The sequence below is a fragment of the Marinospirillum sp. genome, assembly GCF_044810985.1.
In the GTDB taxonomy this organism is placed as follows: Bacteria; Pseudomonadota; Gammaproteobacteria; order Pseudomonadales; family Halomonadaceae; genus Marinospirillum.
The window spans coordinates 2532001-2550068 of sequence record NZ_CP085242.1; the positions used below are offsets into that span (position 1 = coordinate 2532001).

Below are 18068 nucleotides of genomic sequence, written 5' to 3' on the forward strand. Positions count from 1 at the left end.
TACGTAAGAGACTGACGCAGACCGGCGATACGCCAAAACTTGAATCTTGCCCCTTTTTAGGATGTTGGCCGAAGCAGTGCCAGCTTCCAACAGTTACGCCTGACGACCTTAGCGAGTGGGAACCACCTGAACCCTTTTCGAACTCAGAAGTGAAACCGCTCAGCGCCGATGATAGTGTGGGGCTTCCCCATGTGAAAGTAGGTCATCGTCAGGCACTTATAAAACAATCCCCTTGGCTCAGTGAGTCAGGGGGATTTTTTTATGGCTAGAGAAATTCTACTTGAACATGGCATGTGACTGATTGGTCTGGAACCAATCAGAACGGCCGAAGGTCGGCCCGTAGGGTGAGCGCCAGGGATGGTGCGAATAAAGTAGGTCATCGTCAGGCACCTATTCTGAAAACACCCCTTGAACTCACGTTCAAGGGGTGTTTTTTTATGCCTTGAGAATGTTGCTACCAGTGGTATGAGTCCAGGAGAGGGTCTATTTGATCCAGCCCTTGCTGACTTTTCGAAAGGCATCCGTGCCCGCTTTTTCCAGCCACTCAAAGGCAACCATTTCCTTGCTGACAATTTGGGCACCAGCTTGTTTCAAGCGCTCAAGTGCTAGTTTCTTGTCTTGTGGATCACGAGATCCGAGGCCTTCTTCGACCAGAAACACTTGATATCCGTTTTCCAGGAGTTTAGCGGCTGTCTGAAGGCAGCAAACATGAGTTTCAGTGCCCACCATGACCACCTGTTGACGGTTAAGCTCTGCAAAATGATCCTTAATGCTTTCTTCTTTTAAAGCACTGAAATGCATTTTTTGCAGTATTTCATTATCTGCCAGGAGCTCTGCCAAAGGGGTGACTGTACCTCCCAGCCCCTTGGGGTATTGCTCACTTGCCCGTACCGGAACGTCCAGTTCTCTTGCCACTTCGATCAGCCACTGGGCTGTATTGACAACTTTTGCTGCCTGGTGGATATGGGGTGCAAGTTTGTTTTGAATATCGATGATTAGAAGCACGCTATGTGAGGCTTGTAAGAGCATTGCAGGCTCCCTTTTTTTGGGATTTATTGTTAGACTTGAGTCTAATATGTATGGCTTTCCAGACTGAGACTTACTTTACCATCACTGGACTGTGTCGCCAGTATTAAGTCCCACCCTTTTTCGGAGATAGCACCTGTGACCCGTTTTCTGGCTTTAGGTTTAAGTTGCTTGTTTGTAGTGACATTAGGTATTAATGAGGCCGATGCCAGACGTATGGGTGGAGGCAGCTCAAGTGGCCTTTTCTCACGCCAGGCCAGTCCACCTGCTCAGCAGCAACAACGCCAACAGAGCCAGCAGCAGCGTCAGCAGCCAGCAGGTCGTGGTCTTATGGGCCCTCTGATGGGGCTTGCTGCGGGTGGTTTGCTGGCCGCCATCTTCTTTGGTGGTGTTTTTGAAGGAATTCAGTTTTTCGATATTCTGGTTTTGTTGTTGATTGCCGGGGGTGTTTTTTTATTCCTGCACTCGCGTGCCAAGCCACAGCCACAAGCGGCGACAGGTCAGCCGAGCGCTGGCATTAGCCCCAATCAGTTTTGTGAAACAGGTTTTGATGGTGCTCCTGATTGGTTTGATGAGCCGGGCTTTATTGAACGCGCTAAAATTCACTTTATGGATCTTCAGAAAGCCTGGGATGCCAATGATTTTTCCAAACTGGAAGAGTTTGTCACTCCACAGTTGTGTCGTTTTCTGCAGGAAGAGCGTGCCCGTCAGCCTGAAGACGTCAAAACAGAGGTCAGGAAACTGGCTGCGGAAATCAGCAATATCCAACAGCTGGATGATACGGTTGAACTGGCGGTAAAGTTCCGTGGCATCATCAGTGAAACAGGTGCACCTGAAGCTTCCTTTTGCGAAATCTGGCACTTGATACGTGACATGTCCCAGGAAAACTCGCCCTGGTTGATTCAGGGAATTGAGCAGGTCGAGTAAACTCTGCAATCAAGTCGCCTTTCTTGTATAAACCCAGCTGCTGCCCTCTGATAGCTTGCTATCGTAAGAGTAGCCTTCCCAATCAAAAGACTTTAATTCCTCTGGCTGATCGATCTGGTTTTCGAGAATAAAACGACTCATCAGCCCACGTGCCTTTTTGGCATAAAAGCTGATGATCTTGAATTGGCCATTTTTCCAGTCTTTAAAAACCGGGGTGATGACCTCGGCATTCATCTGTTGGCTGTCCAGAGCTTTGAAATACTCCTGGGAAGCGAGATTGACCAGCACCTGGGTGTCTTGCTTGTCCAGCTCCCGGTTGATTGCGGTTGTCAGGGTATTCCGCCAGAAAGCATAAAGATCCTTGCCTTCCGGATTGCTTAGTTGGGTTCCCATTTCCAGGCGGTAGGGCTGAATCAGATCCAGTGGCCTGAGCAAGCCATAAAGACCGGAAAGTATGCGCAGATGCTCTTGACCAAACGCCAGAGCCTTTGCATCCAGGCTACTGGCATCCAGGCCTGAATAGACGTCACCTGTAAATGCCAGTGCAGCCTGTTTGGCATTCTCAAGATTGAAGGGGGGTGCCCACTCCTGATAGCGGGCAGCATTCAGACTGGCCAGTTTGTCACTGATTTTCATCAGTTTATTCAAGTCCTGGGGAGACAGAGGTTTGAGTTCTGCAATCAATTGCTGTGATTTTTCCAGGAATCCGGGCTGGGTATACATTCGGGTTTGAGGAGGTGATTCAAAATCCAGGGATTTTGCCGGGGAAATAACACTTAGCATGGGTGGCTCCAGCGATTGTTTATCAGGTTTTGCAGTATATCAAGCCTTTACTGGCTCGTGTGATGCCTTCCCGTTTACATATTTATTAAAAAAAGGCTTATCAAATGCTCTTTAGGTGATTACAATCCGCACACTTCGCAAGTGCGAGCCAGGTAGAGCCTGGATAACCACCTTCTACTCGCGCATTCTCGCTACATGATGAGGTCAAGATGTCACCATCGAACCAGTTACTGGCCAGCCTGGAGTTTTCATTAGCAGACCGCTTTTACAAACTTGCCTGCAAGCCGGGCTTGAAGCTTTTGGGCCACTTGACTCGTGGCTTGATGCACCATGCTGCCAAACTCGGCCATCAACGCACCCTGGTTGTTTTCGGACAACGGCTGCTGAGTGAAGGGGCTACTTCACGCGACAGAATCCTGGGTGCTGAATATCTGATGCAAGCGGCCCAACAGGGTAACGCTGAAGCCCAATGGCATGCTGGCAGCATTTATGAAAAAGGCCTGCGCCCTTTTGTTTCCAGTGATCCCAACGCTGTTACCTGGTATGCACGTGCAGCTGAGCAGGGTCACCTTCAGGCACGGCAACGCTTGGCTAAAGCTTACCGTTGTGGCGAACTGGGCCTGCCTGCCAGTGAAACCAAGGCCCAACAATGGGATGCAGAAGCGGAAAACCCAGGTAACTAACCCCCAGGCTTACAATTTGCTTGTCGAATAGGCTAAACTCGGGGCTCCTAGTGACTTAGTTTTCCAGTGTAAGGGCACCAGATGGAAATGCCGTTCATTATTGACCTTGAAGCTTCGGGTTTTGGCCGTGGCAGTTATCCCATAGAGGTTGGTTTTGCCCGCCCTGATGGAAGTGTTGCTGCGCGCTTGATCAAGCCTGAGCCGGAATGGACTCACTGGAGTGAAGAGGCCGAACAGGTACACGGTATTTCCCGCGAGCAACTCAAAGCAGAAGGTTACCCGGTAATTGAGGTGGCTGCCTGGCTCAACCAGGAGTTGGAAGGGAAAACGGTTTTCAGTGACAGCTGGGGCTTTGACAGTAGCTGGCTGGCCCTGTTGTTTCATGAAGCTGGCTGCTTGCAACATTTCCGTATTGATACCCTGAATAAATTATTGAGTGAACAGCAGCTGGCAAGCTGGGGACGCATCAAGCAGCAGGTGCTTGATGACCTCAAGCTGATGCGTCATCGCGCTGCCGATGATGCTTATATGCTGCAGCGCACCTACCGCTTGACTGCCGAAATCTAAAAAAACTTGTTTTTAAACGCCTGTATGAATAGTCTTGTGGTAAATGAACGACCATAAGGCTTCAGCATGTCTACTTTGAATTCCTCATCCGAAGAACCGCGTGTTCTACTCAGCCTGAAAGAAGGGGTCGCCAGGGTCACCCTGAATCGACCTGCCAAGCATAATAGCCTGGATATGGAGCTGATAGAGTCTCTGTTGGAAATCCTGACCAGCTTGCATTCTCACCGTGGTCTGCGTGCCGTGATCATCAGTGGTTCAGGTGACAGCTTTTGCAGCGGTCTGGATGTGGCTGGGGTGATGGCCGACCCCAAGAATATTCAGTTTTTGCTGAGTGGCAGTGATGGCTACCCCCACAACAAGGTGCAACACCTGGCTTTGGGTTGGCGTTCGCTGCCTGTGCCTGTCATTGCTGCAATTAACGGCTACTGCTTTGGTGGTGGGCTGCAGATTGCTCTGGGGGCGGATTTACGCATTGCCCATCCTGAGGCCCGTTTGTCGGTCATGGAAGGGCGCTGGGGGATTATTCCTGACATGGGTCTGAGTGTTACTTCGCGTGGCTGTGTGCGTGAGGATGTTCTCCTGCGCCTGACGTTGACTGCAGAAGTTTTGTCCGGTGACTTGGCTCGTCAGGAAGGTCTGGTGACTGAAGTGGCTGAAGACCCTCTGGCACGTGCCGAAGAGTTGACTGCAATTATTCTTCAGCGTTCACCGGAAATGGTTCGATCCAGCAAGCATCTCTTACGTGATTCTTTCACCCAGACGGATGATGAGCGCCTGGCCATGGAGGAAAAACTGCAAAAGCGTCTGCTGGGAACCCCGAACCAGATGGAAGCGGTCCAGGCGAATCTGCAAAAGCGTCCACCACAATTCAAAGTCGATTGATTTGACTCTGCAACTCAGACCCTACCAGACAGAAGCAGTGCAACGGGTACTGGAATGGTTCCGTGCCACCAGTGCCCCGGCTTTACTGAGCCTGCCAACCGGAGCAGGCAAGAGTCTGGTGATTGCCGAGCTGGCCCGCCTGGCCAAAGGCCGGGTACTGGTGCTTGCCCATGTGCGGGAACTGGTTGCCCAGAATCATGCCAAGTATGCAGCTTATGGGATGCAAGCCAACATTTTCAGTGCCGGGCTGGGCGAGAAGACCGCTGAGCGCCAGGTGGTTTTTGGCTCCGTGCAGTCTGTCAGCCGTCATTTGCAGCGTTTTGATGATGCCGCCTTTACCCTTCTGGTCATAGATGAATGCCATCGGGTCAGCCTCAAGGAGGATTCCAGCTACCAGCAAGTCATTCAGCATTTGCAAAGCCTGAACCCTCATCTCAAAATCCTGGGGCTGACAGCCACACCCTATCGACTGGGGCAGGGGTTTATCTATCAGCGTCACTTGCAGCAGCAGGCCGTGCGCGGCGATGAAGATAGTTTTTTTGCAGCCTGCATTTATGAGCTGCCCTTGCGCTGGATGGTCAAGAAGGGGTATCTGGTCCATCCGGTAAAAATGGATATGGCCCTGCTGGCCTATGATTTTTCGGTATTGATGCCGGGCAATTTAGGTTATTTCAAGGAGCAGGAACTGGATCGGGTGGTTCAGGAACAGCGCATTACTCCAAGTATAGTGGCGGATATCCAGGAGCGAGCCGCTGAGCGCCGGGGCGTGATGATTTTCTGTGCCAGTGTGCGCCATGCCGAAGAAGTTGCTTCGTACCTGCCCCAGGAACAAACTGCCCTGATTACCGGTGATCTGGCCAGTGCCGAGCGTGAAGCCCTGATTGCCGCTTTCAAAACCCAAGAAATCAAATATCTGGTGAATGTTTCGGTACTCACCACTGGCTTTGATGCCCCTCATGTTGATGTGATTGCCCTGCTGCGGCCTACGGAATCGGTCAGTCTTTACCAGCAGATTCTGGGTCGTGGACTGCGCCTTTCGCCGCAAACAGGAAAAAAGGACTGCCTACTGTTGGATTATGCTGGGAATCCCTGGGATATCTGGGCACCGGAAATTGCCAGCCCCAAACCGGCCAGGGATACCGAGTTGGTTCAGGTGCTCTGTCCGGCCTGCGGTTTTGCCAACAGCTTCTGGGGGAGAACTACCTCGGAAGGTGAAGTCCTGGAGCATTTTGGGCGTCGTTGCCAGGGCTTGCTGCAAGAGGATTCCGGTCAAGGCGAGCAGTGTGATTTTCGTTTCCGCTTTCGTATTTGCGACACCTGTGGTGGTGAAGCCGATATTGCAGCACGAACCTGCCCGCACTGTGATGCCACCCTGGTGGATGCTGACAGTCAGCTCAAAAAAGCCCTGCAATTGAAAGATGCCCGAGTGCTCAGGGTCAGCGGAATGACGCTGGAAGCCACTACAAACGGCCGGGGTTTGCCACGTCTGCAAGTCACCTATTATGACGAAGAAGGGGTGAGCCTCAGTGACTGGTATGCGCTGGAAACGTCCGGCCAGCGTCAGGTATTCAAGCGGGTTTTCCTCCAGGAGCATTTGCGTGCCCCTGGTGTTGACTGGTCACCGGCTTCACCCGAGGAGGTTGTCAGCGAGCAGGCCCGCCTGCGCCCCCCGGATTTTGTGGTGGCCCGTAAGGTCAACAAGAAGCACTGGCGTATCCAGCAGCGTCTTTTTGATTACCAGGGGCGCTATCGTAAAGCGGTTGCTGCTTCCTAGGTTTGTTCAGGCTCGGCGCTTGTTTTCCATGCGTCTCAAAAATTCACCCATCAATTGCAGATAGAGATCTTCTTTGAGATAGGCGTCTTCAACCTCTGAGTCGATATTGGGGTTGTCATTGACTTCAATCACCACCACTCGATCACCACTTTGTTTCAGGTCCACACCGTAAAGGCCATCACCAATCAGGCGGGTGGCCTTCAGGGCCGTTTTGACAACCTGCTGGGGCACCTGATGAACCGGCAGGGTGGAAAAGTCCCCGGATTCGGTGGTCCCTGTTGAGTGGTTGTAAATCTGCCAGTGCCCTTGGGTCATGAAGTACTGGCAGGCAAAGAGTGGCTTGTTGTTGAGTACCCCGATGCGCCAATCGTAATCGGTGTACATGAATTCCTGAACCAGAAGAATGGCCGAATGCCGGAAATAATTTTTTGCAGCCTCCAGCAGCTCCGTTTTGTTTTCGGCCTTGACCACACCCTTGGAAAAGGCCCCGTCGGGTACCTTGAGCACTACCGGGTAATTGAGTGCACCGGCCAGTTGCTGTAATTCTTTTTTATGGTCTTTATAGAGGAAGTGGGTGCCAGGCATGGCAATCTTCTTGCTGGCCAGAAGGTCGGCCAGATAGACTTTGTTGCAGCAACGCAGAATGGAAGTTGGGTCATCCATGACCACCAAACCTTCCACTTCGGCTTTTTTGGCAAAGCGGTAGGTGTGGTTGCTGATGGAGGTGGTTTCCCGGATGAAAAGACCATCATATTCGGCCAGACGACTGAAATCTTTTTTGCTGATCAGATCCACATCAATGCCCAGCTTGCGCCCGGCACGAATCATTTGCTTTAGAGCCTGAGGGTCTGAAGGTGGTAGCGCTTCCTCATGATCCACAAGGATGGCCAGATCATAACGATATTTGCGGCGCTGGCTGGTTTTGCGCCAGATCTTGCGACTGAAGCCATCCAGAGCCGTGGCAAAGAGATCCTCTTCTTCAGGGGTCAGGTGCTTAAGTCCTTTGGGTTTTAAGGCTTCGATCTGCCAGTTGTCGCCGGGACGAAAGCTGATGCTCAGCAAGGGGCAGGGGAAGTGCTCAAAAATCTGGCGGGCCAGTTCACTCAAAGGTTCAAAGAGTGTCTGCCCAAAGCAAAGGGTGATTTCCAGACGCTGGTCGTCTTCCAACTGTGTTTGCAAGGTCTTGCTACGCTTGACCAGCTTGTTCAGGGATTCATTGAGACTGTCCAGGTTTAGCCCGTAAATGGACTTTTTACCCAGATCGTTGATGGCCCTGATGGAGGGTATGACCTTGTGCCCCCTGGCTTCGGCCAGCAGAGAGGTGTAATAACCGTAGCTCAGGTAACGGTAGCTGTTGCAGAGATTGATGACCTGGGTGGGGGTGGCATCTGTGCGGCTGCCCTGAGCCAGATAATCATGGGCAGAAATGAGGTCTTCGGAGGGGTAGTAGGCCACCCAGTCTGCAAGCTTATCCACAACAATTTTCAAACGGGTCATATGTGCCTCCAGGCAGTCAAGACTTGCACTATCGTCCTGAATGAGTGGGCTGGCAAGAGGGTGAGAGAAAATTTTTCAGCCGCTGGTTTGTCTATGCCAGGAAGCGTAATCTAGACGAACTGATCTTTAAGGAGTCGCTCAAATGCCGACTTTTTTTCAACCGACCTACCGTCAGGCCCGGCAACAATTTCTGCGAGCTGCTGCCGAGCAACCCCTGAATACCTGGCAGACAGCCCGCATACACCCACTGAAGGGCTGTGAGGATGAGGAGCTGGCTCTGGATGCTCTCTGGCTCGGCCCCCGTGATGCTGAGCACTTGCTGGTCGTGCAATCAGCCACCCACGGTGTTGAAGGTTTTGCCGGTTCGGCGGTTCAGGCCGCTTTGCTGAATCAGAAAGTGAGTCTGCCGAATGACACTGCCCTGTTGCTTTTGCATGCGATGAATCCCTGGGGATTTTCCTTTCAACGGCGCGTGGATGAACAGGGTATTGATTTGAATCGTAACTTTGTGGATTTTACCCGCCTCCCCGAAAACCCCGGTTATGCGGAGCTGGCTTCCGCTCTGATTCCTGCCTCCTGGAGTCCGAAAGCTCTGGAGGTTGCTGACCAACAGCTGGAAGCCTACCGGCAGCAATATGGTGAGACAGCCTATGAGGTGGCCGTCAGTGGCGGTCAATACACGCACCCTGAGGGGCTTTTTTATGGTGGACAGGCACCCAGCTGGTCACGGCTGCAATTGCAAGCTTTGGCCGAAGAGTTGGAGCTTGAGCAGCGTAAAGCAGTGGCCATCCTGGATGTGCACACCGGGCTGGGTGACTACGCTGTGGGTGAGGTGATTTGCGATCATCCACCGGGCAGTCAAGGCGTACGTTGGGCCAGGCGCTGGTATGGTGAAGCGGTTACCGAACCTTTGCTGGGAACCTCTTCTTCCGTTCCCAAGCAGGGTTTGATTGATTTTTTCTGGCATGAATTACTGCCAGAACGCTGCTCTTTTGTCACCCTGGAATTCGGAACCGGTTCCACCCCGCAGTTGTTTCATGTCTTGCGTGGTGATCACTGGCTGGCGCAACAGCCTTTATCCTCTGTTGATTCTGTTCAAAGCCTGGCAATCCAGCAGGCCTTGCTGGAGCACTTCTGCCCCGCAGCCAGTGACTGGCGGAAGGCCGTGATTGCCCAGGGTTTGCAGAGAATTGACCAGGCCCTCAAGGGGCTGGCGGAATGGTGAGCAGCCAGGTTACGCAAAAACCGCTACAGCGCGCAGCCCAGCTGACCGACCTGGATTCCCTGCTGGCTCTGGAAGCGCGCTGTTTTGCCAGTGATCGTCTGAGTCGTCGGCAATTTCGTTGGTTGCTGCAAAAAGGCCATGCCTCCCTGCAGGTTCTGGTGACGCCCGAGGGACAGCTGGTTGCCTATTTGTTGCTACTCTTTCACCGCGGCACCAGTCTGGCGCGAATTTACTCCCTGGCGGTGGCTCCTGAGCAGCATGGTCAGGGGCTGGGCAAACAACTGCTGGCCAGTGCTGAAGCCCTTGCCCTGGAGCAAGGGTGTTCCGCTCTGCGCCTGGAAGTAAGGCCGGACAATCAGAGTGCCCTTCATCTCTACACTCAGGCTGGCTATCGTCAGTTTGGGGAGTATGCGGATTATTATGAAGATCATGCCACGGCGCTGCGCTTCCAGAAGCGTTTGTATAAACCGCCCGGTGGCCTGGTGCTGCAAGTGCCCTATTACCAGCAAACTCTGCCTTTCACCTGTGGCCCGGCTTCGCTGATGATGGCCATGAAGGCGCAAGATGAAGGGCTTGAGTTGAGCCGCAGTCTGGAACTGCAACTCTGGCGCGAAGCCACCAGTATTTTTATGACCACCGGGCATGGGGGCTGTGGCCCAAGAGGCCTGGCACTGGCAGCCTGGCAGCGAGGTTTTCGGGTGGAACTCTGGATCAACCGGGAAGGGCCTTTGTTTGTTCGCGGTGTAAGGGACAGCACCAAAAAAGAAGTACTGACCCTGGTGCATCAGGATTTTGCCGCCCAGATGGAGAAGACCGATATTCGCGAGCACCTGGGTGAATTGACTCTGGAAGATCTGTTTTCCACCCTGGAAGCGGGTGGGGTGCCTCTGGTGTTGATCAGTTCCTGGCGTTTCAGTCGCCAGAAAAGCCCCCATTGGGTGGTGGTGACGGCCATGGACGACCAGTTTATCTATTTGAATGATCCGGAAGTGGATGAGGAGGAGCAGAAAAGTCGTCTGGACACTCTGCAGGTTCCTGTTTCGCGCAAGGACTTCTCACGCATGGCCTGTTTTGGTCAGGAAAAACTGAGAACAGCTGTTGTTGTATTTCCAAAACGGAGGTGAAGCATGTACAAATTTGCCTTTTTTGTCCCTGAAGAAAATTCTGAAATTGTCAAAGAAGCTGTTTTTGCCACCGGGGCCGGACGTATTGGCCTTTACGAGCACTGCTGCTTTCAAACGCCGGGTGCTGGACAATTCCGACCCCTGGAGGGTGCCAACCCACACCTGGGGGAAGTGAATGCCCTGGAAAAAGTGCAGGAACTGAAAGTTGAGCTGGTTTGTGATGGTGCTTTGATCAAGGCGGCCGTAGCAGCCATGAAAAAAGCGCATCCTTATGAGGAGCCTGCCTATGAAGTCTGGAAGTTGGAAGACTTCTGATTAACTATTGCGCTCATTACGTAAATCATTGTTTAGAGCCTTCAGGTGGCTTGAGGAAAATCAGCCTTAAGAGGAGCAGCCCTGCAAGGGTGAAAGCAAAAGCCGTGACCATTCGATAATCCAGGCGGGTGGCAATCCAGAGGTGCCAGATACCCAGAGCTGAAGCCAGGTAAATCAAACGGTGGAGGCTTTTCCAGGCCAATGGGGGCATGGCTTTGCGCAGATCAGTGGGTGATGTCAGAGCCAAAAGCAGAAGGATCAGCCAGGCGGACACCCCCAGTTGCAGATGCAGCAGTTCGCCGATTTCTTCCAGTGCCCAGGCCCACTGCCAGCCCTGATCCCAGCCGATCCAGATCAGCAGGTGCCCCGTCAGCCACCAGAAGGCCCAGAGCCCCACTTGGCGGCGGGTGGCAATAAAGCCCACCCAGCCGGTAAAGCGCCAGGCAAATCCCCAGGCAATAGTGACCAGCAGAAGAGTCAGGCCTGTGCGCCCGCTCAAATGCAAGAGGGTTTCTTCCGGAAAAATCCCCAACCTGTCCTGGTGCCAGAGCCAGGCAAAAGCAAAGGCAGGGCTGATGCCTCCCAGAAAAACCAGCCAGCGAAACAAACGCAACGACATCAGTAATTTTTCTCCAAATCCATGCCCTGGTAGAGATGCGCCACTTCTTCTTCATAACCATTGAACATCAAGGTCTTGCGGCGACCCTCTTCACCCAGGCGTCTTTCCCTGGCCTGAGACCAGCGCGGGTGGCTGACCTGGGGGTTGACGTTGGCATAGAAGCCGTATTCTTCCGGTGCCAACTGCTGCCAGCTGGAAACGGGCTGCTCCTCCTGGAAACGCAGTTTGACGATGGATTTGATGCTCTTGAAGCCGTATTTCCAGGGCACAACCAGGCGGATGGGAGCCCCGTTCTGATTGGGCAGGGGTTTGCCATAAAGACCCACAGCCATGAGAGTGAGGGGGTGCATGGCTTCATCCATACGTAGTCCTTCCGTGTAGGGCCAGTCAATTGTATCCCGGCGTTGCCCCCGCAGTTGCTCAGGGTCATAAAGGGTTTCAAATACGACGTATTTAGCTCTTGAAGTGGGTTCCAGGCGTTTAATCAATTCACTTAATTGAAAACCCGTCCAGGGAATAACCATGGACCAGGCTTCCACACAACGTAAACGGTAAATACGTTCTTCCAACTGTTCGGGTTTTATTAGTTTATTTAAATCATAAGTGCCGGGTTTATTAACCTCACCTTCCACTTTAATAGCCCAGGGATCTGTTTGCAGGTAATGTCCCCAGTCCGAAGGGTCGCGTTTACGTGTCCCCAATTCAAAAAAATTATTATAACTGGTCACTATTTTCTGGTCGGTCAAGGGCTCCTGGGTGGAAAACTGATTATTGGAAGGAGCCTCGGGAAGCTTTTGTTTCCAGGAGGCTGGCTTGTCCTGAGCCAGGCTCAGGCCTGACCATCCGGGCAGACTGGCGGCTAGAACCAGGCCAGCAGATTGCTTCATGAAGCGACGTCTTTCCCGATACAGGCGCTCAGGTGTGACTTCGGATTCAGGCAGGGCCGGGTAAATATAGCGAGGCATAAGAGTTCCTTGAAGGGTGGTTGGAGTTATCGGACATAAACTTGATCAAGGTCAATTAATTGTCTTGGCTGGTTCTTGCGCCCTGACTATGAAAGTTCTAGTCTAACTTTAGTTCCAATAAAATTTATCTGCAAGTTGTTGATAAATTTATACTAATAGGCTGATAGTTAAAAGCTAAAAAGCATTTATATCAGCCATAAAAAACCGAGGAGACACCTATGAACTGGAAAGCACCTCTCAGTAAAACACTGCCCCTGCTGGGTGCGGCTGGCTTGCTGGCTTTTACTGGCACCAGTGCCTGGGCTGATGATGGCTACCACAGCAAATATGCGGATCGTTTTGAACCCCTGCCTGCTATTGCTCCCATTCCGGCTGACAACAGCCTGACCCCCGAAAAAATCGAGCTGGGCAAGATGCTGTTTTTTGAACCCCGCATTTCCAGCAGTGGCGTTATCAGCTGCGCAACCTGCCATAACCCGGCACTGGGCTGGACCGACCGTATTCCCCGTGCCACAGGGCATGCCGGGTCAGTTGGTGAGCGCAATACACCCACCGTTCTGAACTCCGGTTTTTTTGGTGCCCAGTTCTGGGATGGTCGTGCTGAAGATCTGGAGGCCCAGGCTCTGGGTCCGATCGAAGCGGGTATTGAAATGAATATGCCTCTGGAAGAAGCCATTGAGCGCCTGAAGACATTTGATGCCTATCAAAAAGCTTTTGAAGCGGCCTATGGGGATTCCGGCGCCATTACTGAAGAAAATGTCGCCAAGGCCCTGGCCAGTTTCCAGCGCACCCTGAATACCCCCAACTCGCCTTTTGACCGCTACCTGCGGGGTGATCTGGATGCCCTGACTGAGCAGGAAAAACGCGGCATGGCGGCTTTTGCTGACAATGGCTGTACTGCCTGTCACTCCGGCCCTGCTCTGACTGACAGTAACTTCCATGCCATTCAGGTGCCTGGCTCCACCGATGAAGGCCGTTATGGTGTCACCGGTGATGAAGGGGACATGCACCGCTTCAAAACTCCAACCCTGCGTAATGTTGCTGTGACCTATCCTTACTTCAACAATGGCGGTGTCGAAGAGCTGGATGAAGCCGTTCAGGTCATGGCCAGTGAAATGCTGGGTCGTGAATTTGATGACCAGACCATTGAAGATGTTGTTGCCTTCCTGCATACCCTGACCGGGGAAATGCCGGAGCTTGAAATTCCTGCCCTGCCTTAAAGGCAGAAATCTGGCTCAGGGAGGAGCCAACCCTTGCTTGCTGATGAACTTCGCGGATAATAGGCAGCTTTCCATCCCGACTGGAGCTTGCCTGCAAAATGAGTGTAACTGCATCCCATTGGCGTGATCAGCTGGAACAGCTGCGCAGTCACAAGCTTTTTGAAACCTTTGTCATTGCCGTTATCATCATTTCGGCCCTTCTGATAGGTGCCAAAACCTACGAAGAAACCAGTCGCTTTGAAAAGGTCATGTACTGGCTGGACTGGGGCGTGACTCTCCTGTTTTTGGCTGAAATCATTGTTCGTATTGCTGCAGAAAAGCGCACTCTCGATTTTTTCAAAAAAGGCTGGAATCTGTTTGATTTTGCCATAGTCACGGCCAGCCTTATTCCTATTGATGACTCCCAGATGGTCTTGCTGGCCCGACTGCTGCGGGTTTTCCGTGTCCTGCGTCTGGTTTCCATGATTCCCGAGTTGCGAATGCTGCTGTCGGCACTGGTGAAGTCCCTGCCCCGCATGGGCTATGTTGCCCTGATCATGTTTATCATTTTTTATATTTATGGTGCCGTCGGCAGCTTTCTTTTTCATGAGGTTGACGAAAAGCTCTGGGGCAATATTTCCCTGGCGATGTTGACTCTTTTCCAGGTGGCCACTTTTGAAAGCTGGGCAACGGCTGTGCTTTATCCCACCATGGAGCATTACCCCTACAGCTGGATTTTCTTTCTGACCTTTATTTTTCTCAATGCCTTTATCTTTCTGAACATGATGATCGGCATCGTGCTGGATGTTATGCAGAAAGAAAGCGCCCTGCATGAACTGGAAACCGGTGAAGGCGAAGCGGCCGATATTCATTGGTTAAGGGAGCATGTTGAAAGCCAGCAAAGCCAGTTGGATCGCATCGAAGCCAAACTGGACGGGAAGATTTAGACCATGCTGGATGCTCTGCGCAATAATCTGGCCGGTCACCGGCCGGAAAGGCTGCAAGGGTCCGATTACCCGGAAGCTGCGGTACTTTTGCCGGTGACCCGTGAACCTGATCCCAAACTGGTCTTGACCCGTCGAGCCGGACATATGAAGACCCACAGTGGCCAGGTTGCTTTTCCTGGAGGCAAACGAGATGCTGAAGATACTGACTTGATTGCAACCGCTTTGCGGGAGGCTCAGGAGGAAGTGGGTTTGGACCCGAGCCAGGTTGAGGTTCTGGGCTCACTGGGCGAGCTGATTTCCCTGCACGGTATTCGGGTTACCCCCTATGTGGGCCTGATTCCCGGCCAACTGGAACTCTACCCCTGCGAAGACGAGCTGGATGCCATTTTCCAGGTGCCCCTGCGCTGGTTTTTTGATGATCCACGCAGCCATACCGATGAAATCCAGGTGGCCGAGCAGCGGCTTTATGTGCCCAGCTACAACTGGAATGAATTCACCATCTGGGGTCTGTCCGCCATGATGCTGGTTGAACTTTTGCAGGTTGGGTTTAATATGGATATCAGCCTCAAGCACAAGCCGCAAGGCAAAACCATTAAACGGCCGGTAAGGCCTTTCCCGCCCCGATGAAATTGACCCAGACAGGTACCTTTATGCTTTATGACCTTGAAGACCGGCGTGTTCAATTTAAAGGTGAGCAGATTTTTGTTGCCCCCAATGCCACCCTGATTGGCAGCGTTGTTTTGCATGAGCAATCCAGCGTTTGGTTTAACGTGGTGATTCGGGGGGATAATGATCCGATCACCCTGGGTGAGAAAAGCAACGTCCAAGACGGCAGCATCCTGCATACCGACATTGGCTATCCCCTGGTGATTGGCAAGGGGGTGACGATTGGTCACAAAGCCATGCTGCACGGCTGCGAAATAGGCGATTACAGCCTGGTGGGCATGAACGCCGTGGTGCTGAATGGTGCTAAAATCGGCAGCCATTGCCTGATTGGTGCCAATACCCTGATTCCTGAGGGAATGGTGGTGCCTGATGGCTCACTGGTTCTGGGCTCACCCGGACAGATCAAACGTGAGCTGCGGGATGACCAGCAAGCACAACTGGAAGCCAGTGCCGAGCATTATGTGGAAAACAGCCTGAGATACTTAAACAGCTTCCGCCCCCGCCCCTAACTGACGACTGACTGACAAAAGGTTTCTTTGCAAGCATGACTAAAACAACCGTATTAACTGGTATCACCACCACAGGCACGCCCCACCTGGGCAACTATGTCGGTGCCATTCGCCCGGCGATAGCAGCCAGTCGCGACCAGGCCATGACCCCGTATTTTTTTCTGGCGGACTTTCATGCCCTGATCAAATGCCATGAGCCTGAACGGGTGGCTGAATCGCGCCGCGAAATAGCGGCAACCTGGCTGGCGCTGGGTCTGGATACCGATAATGCGGTTTTTTATCGGCAAAGTGATGTGCCGGAAATCCCCGAGTTGACCTGGCTGCTGACCTGTGTGGCCGCCAAGGGACTGATGAACCGTGCCCATGCCTACAAGGCTGCTGTCCAGGAAAACCTGGATGCGGGTGACCGGGATCCGGATGCGGGCATCAATATGGGGCTCTACAGTTACCCGATCCTGATGGCTGCGGATATCCTGCTGTTCAATGCCAACAAGGTTCCTGTGGGCCGGGATCAGATTCAGCATATCGAGATGGCCCGGGATATCGGGCAGCGTTTCAACCATATCTTTGGTGATGAATTCTTTACCCTGCCCGAAGCCGTGGTGGATGATCGTGTTGCCGTGCTCAACGGTCTGGATGGCCGCAAGATGAGCAAAAGCTACAACAACACCATCCCCCTGTTTGAGCCGGAAAAGAAATTCCGCAAACTGATCAACAAGATCAAAACCAACTCTCTGGAACCTGGCGAACCCAAGGAAACCGAAGGCTGTACCCTCTTCCAGATTTATTCAGCATTTGCCACTCCAGGGGAAACCGAGGCCATGCGTCAGCGCTATGCCGAGGGGATTGGCTGGGGGGAAATGAAGAAAGAGCTTTTTGAATATCTGAATGAGCAGCTGCGTGAACCCCGGGAAGAATATCAGCGCCTGATGGCCGACCCCGGCCATGTCGAGGCAGTGCTGCAAGAGGGTGCTGAGAAAGCCCGTGCCTATGCCTCGCCTTTCCTGCAGCGGCTGAAAGCAGCAGCGGGCCTGGGGCGTTTTATCTGATTTCTTCTAGGCCTTTTTGTTTTTCTTGTGCTTGCGCCGCTTGGGGGGAGTCAGCTCCCAGCAGCGCACGGCCTTGATCAGGTTTTCCTTCACTTCCAGGGTTTCAATGCGATAAGGGCCGAAGGCAACACTGATATTGCCATCCGGTATGGACTCCAGATACTCCAGGATCAGCCCATTGAGGGTTTTGGGGCCGTGAGTCGGCAGCTCCCATTCCAGTTGCTTGTTGATTTCCCTGACCGTGGCACTGGCATCAATCAACCAGGAGCCATCCGGCTGGGGCTGAATGTCTTCCTGATTCTGGGGGGCATCGGTCGTGAACTCACCCACGATCTCTTCCAGAATATCTTCCAGGGTCACCAGGCCCTGCACATCGCCATACTCATCCACAACCATGCCAATGCGGCGCTTTTCTTTCTGGAAATTCAAAAGCTGGGTCTGCAGAGGCGTGGATTCGGGAATAAAATAGGGTTCGCGGGTTTCCTGCACTAGCATGCCCTTGGTGGGCTCAGCTGAGGCAATCAACCTGAGCGCACCGCGCAGATGCAAAATGCCCACGACATTGTTGATATCGTTTTTGTAAACAGGAAGCCGGGTGTGCTGACAATGGCGCAGTTGTTCCAGAAGGATGTCCATATCCTGCTCAAGATCCAGGCCGATGACTTCCTGGCGCGGAATCATGATGTCATCCACGGTGATTTTTTCCAGATCCAGGATCGACAAAAGCATTCTCTGGTGACGGCTGGGGATCAGGTTGCCGGCCTCGTTCACCACACTGCGCAGTTCCTCACTGGTCAGACTGTCCTGTTTGCGCGCATCCGGGCTGACACCCAGCAGGCGCAGGATGAAATTGCTGAACAGGTTGACCAACCAGACCAGCGGATAGAGCAGTTTCAGCAGTGGAGTCAGGGCGAAGGATGCAGGCTGGGCAAAGCGCTCAGGGTGCAGTGCGGCCAGGGTTTTGGGAGTGACTTCGGCAAAAATCAGCACGGTGATAGTCAGCAGGATGGTTGCCACAAACGGCCCCAGGCTTTCGCCCAGAAAATGAATGGCAATCACGGTGGCTATGGCGGCAGCAAAGTTGTTGACGAAGTTGTTGCCGATCAGGATAACGCCGAGAAGGCGGTCCGGGCGCTCCAGCAGACGAGTGATGCGCTGGGAGGCCTTGTCACCCTGCTTGGCCTTGTGGCTCAAGCGGTAACGGTTGATTGACATCATGCCGGTTTCGGAACCGGAGAAAAAAGCCGAGAGGGCAATCAGCAAGGCCAGGAGTCCCAGCAACAGCCCCAGGGGTAATTCAGTGTTCAAGCA

Annotated in this window: 19 protein-coding genes and 1 rRNA gene; 14 read left to right on the forward strand and 6 right to left on the reverse strand. The window is 52.9% G+C overall.

The genetic code is table 11. The features are described from left to right. Nucleotides 1–98 precede the first annotated feature (98 nt). A 5S ribosomal RNA gene (rrf, locus tag LG323_RS11930) occupies nucleotides 99–214 on the forward strand. A 269-nt stretch (nucleotides 215–483) separates the two neighbouring features. Here rrf and LG323_RS11935 read toward each other — a convergent pair. After that, nucleotides 484–1029 carry a hydrolase gene (locus LG323_RS11935; RefSeq protein WP_404416448.1) on the reverse strand — a complete coding sequence of 182 codons (546 nt, stop codon included), beginning with the start codon at nucleotides 1027–1029 and terminating at the stop codon, nucleotides 484–486. Between the two features lie 177 nt (nucleotides 1030–1206). Between LG323_RS11935 and LG323_RS11940 the strand changes: the two genes are divergently transcribed. Beyond that, nucleotides 1207–1953 carry a Tim44 domain-containing protein gene (locus tag LG323_RS11940; protein ID WP_404416451.1) on the forward strand — a complete coding sequence of 249 codons (747 nt, stop codon included), beginning with the start codon at nucleotides 1207–1209 and terminating at the stop codon, nucleotides 1951–1953. A 9-nt stretch (nucleotides 1954–1962) separates the two neighbouring features. Here LG323_RS11940 and yaaA read toward each other — a convergent pair whose 3' ends face one another. Next, the gene (gene yaaA / locus LG323_RS11945) at nucleotides 1963–2736 is read right to left on the reverse strand and encodes a peroxide stress protein YaaA (RefSeq protein WP_404416453.1); all 774 of its coding nucleotides are present in this window, start codon (nucleotides 2734–2736) and stop codon (nucleotides 1963–1965) included. Between the two features lie 209 nt (nucleotides 2737–2945). Here yaaA and LG323_RS11950 point away from each other — a divergent pair, with 209 nt between their 5' ends. From LG323_RS11950 to LG323_RS11965, 4 genes are all read left to right on the forward strand, one after another. Next, entirely contained in the window at nucleotides 2946–3419 is a 474-nt protein-coding gene (locus LG323_RS11950) for a tetratricopeptide repeat protein (RefSeq protein WP_404416456.1), read from the forward strand. 81 nt (nucleotides 3420–3500) lie between these two features. After that, nucleotides 3501–3986, forward strand: coding sequence for a hypothetical protein (locus tag LG323_RS11955; protein WP_310695931.1), 486 nt, complete (start codon nucleotides 3501–3503; stop codon nucleotides 3984–3986). Between the two features lie 66 nt (nucleotides 3987–4052). Then, a complete protein-coding gene (locus LG323_RS11960) occupies nucleotides 4053–4868 on the forward strand; it encodes a crotonase/enoyl-CoA hydratase family protein (RefSeq protein ID WP_404416459.1) in 816 nt (271 codons plus the stop codon). A gap of 1 nt (nucleotide 4869) precedes the next feature. Then, on the forward strand, nucleotides 4870–6642 hold the full coding sequence (locus LG323_RS11965) for a DEAD/DEAH box helicase (protein ID WP_404416462.1): 1773 nt from the start codon (nucleotides 4870–4872) through the stop codon (nucleotides 6640–6642). 6 nt (nucleotides 6643–6648) lie between these two features. On the opposite strand, the gene LG323_RS11970 is transcribed toward LG323_RS11965, so the two are convergent. Next, a complete protein-coding gene (locus tag LG323_RS11970) occupies nucleotides 6649–8139 on the reverse strand; it encodes a RimK family protein (protein WP_404416465.1) in 1491 nt (496 codons plus the stop codon). Between the two features lie 142 nt (nucleotides 8140–8281). Between LG323_RS11970 and LG323_RS11975 the strand changes: the two genes are divergently transcribed. Genes LG323_RS11975 through LG323_RS11985 form a run of 3 tightly spaced genes read left to right on the forward strand, consistent with a single transcriptional unit; the run spans nucleotide 8282 to nucleotide 10803 of the window. Continuing rightward, on the forward strand, nucleotides 8282–9364 hold the full coding sequence (locus LG323_RS11975; RefSeq protein ID WP_404416468.1) for a M14 family metallopeptidase: 1083 nt from the start codon (nucleotides 8282–8284) through the stop codon (nucleotides 9362–9364). Next, entirely contained in the window at nucleotides 9358–10488 is a 1131-nt protein-coding gene (locus LG323_RS11980) for a GNAT family N-acetyltransferase/peptidase C39 family protein (protein WP_404416471.1), read from the forward strand. Before LG323_RS11975 ends, LG323_RS11980 begins: the two co-directional genes overlap by 7 nt. Before the next feature lie 3 nt (nucleotides 10489–10491). Then, the gene (locus LG323_RS11985) at nucleotides 10492–10803 is read left to right on the forward strand and encodes an NGG1p interacting factor NIF3 (RefSeq protein ID WP_404416474.1); all 312 of its coding nucleotides are present in this window, start codon (nucleotides 10492–10494) and stop codon (nucleotides 10801–10803) included. Nucleotides 10804–10828: 25 nt separating this feature from the next. On the opposite strand, the gene LG323_RS11990 is transcribed toward LG323_RS11985, so the two are convergent. After that, the gene (locus LG323_RS11990) at nucleotides 10829–11422 is read right to left on the reverse strand and encodes a sulfite oxidase heme-binding subunit YedZ (protein WP_404416477.1); all 594 of its coding nucleotides are present in this window, start codon (nucleotides 11420–11422) and stop codon (nucleotides 10829–10831) included. Further along, nucleotides 11422–12387, reverse strand: coding sequence for a protein-methionine-sulfoxide reductase catalytic subunit MsrP (gene msrP, locus LG323_RS11995; protein WP_404416480.1), 966 nt, complete (start codon nucleotides 12385–12387; stop codon nucleotides 11422–11424). Before msrP ends, LG323_RS11990 begins: the two co-directional genes overlap by 1 nt. A 218-nt stretch (nucleotides 12388–12605) precedes the next feature. On the opposite strand from msrP, the gene LG323_RS12000 reads away from it, so the two are divergent. From LG323_RS12000 to LG323_RS12020, 5 genes are all read left to right on the forward strand, one after another. Further along, nucleotides 12606–13607, forward strand: coding sequence for a cytochrome-c peroxidase (locus LG323_RS12000; protein ID WP_404416483.1), 1002 nt, complete (start codon nucleotides 12606–12608; stop codon nucleotides 13605–13607). Between the two features lie 98 nt (nucleotides 13608–13705). Further along, nucleotides 13706–14533, forward strand: coding sequence for an ion transporter (locus LG323_RS12005; RefSeq protein WP_404416485.1), 828 nt, complete (start codon nucleotides 13706–13708; stop codon nucleotides 14531–14533). Between the two features lie 3 nt (nucleotides 14534–14536). Beyond that, nucleotides 14537–15160 (forward strand): CoA pyrophosphatase, encoded by a 624-nt coding sequence (locus LG323_RS12010; protein WP_404416488.1) that lies wholly within the window; start codon nucleotides 14537–14539, stop codon nucleotides 15158–15160. Between the two features lie 23 nt (nucleotides 15161–15183). Then, nucleotides 15184–15708 carry a gamma carbonic anhydrase family protein gene (locus tag LG323_RS12015; RefSeq protein ID WP_404416491.1) on the forward strand — a complete coding sequence of 175 codons (525 nt, stop codon included), beginning with the start codon at nucleotides 15184–15186 and terminating at the stop codon, nucleotides 15706–15708. A 35-nt stretch (nucleotides 15709–15743) separates the two neighbouring features. Beyond that, a complete protein-coding gene (locus LG323_RS12020; protein WP_310695944.1) occupies nucleotides 15744–16757 on the forward strand; it encodes a tryptophan--tRNA ligase in 1014 nt (337 codons plus the stop codon). A gap of 6 nt (nucleotides 16758–16763) precedes the next feature. On the opposite strand, the gene LG323_RS12025 is transcribed toward LG323_RS12020, so the two are convergent. Continuing rightward, nucleotides 16764–18065: an HlyC/CorC family transporter gene (locus LG323_RS12025; RefSeq protein ID WP_404416494.1), complete on the reverse strand. Its 1302-nt coding sequence runs from the start codon at nucleotides 18063–18065 to the stop codon at nucleotides 16764–16766. Nucleotides 18066–18068: the final 3 nt, after the last annotated feature.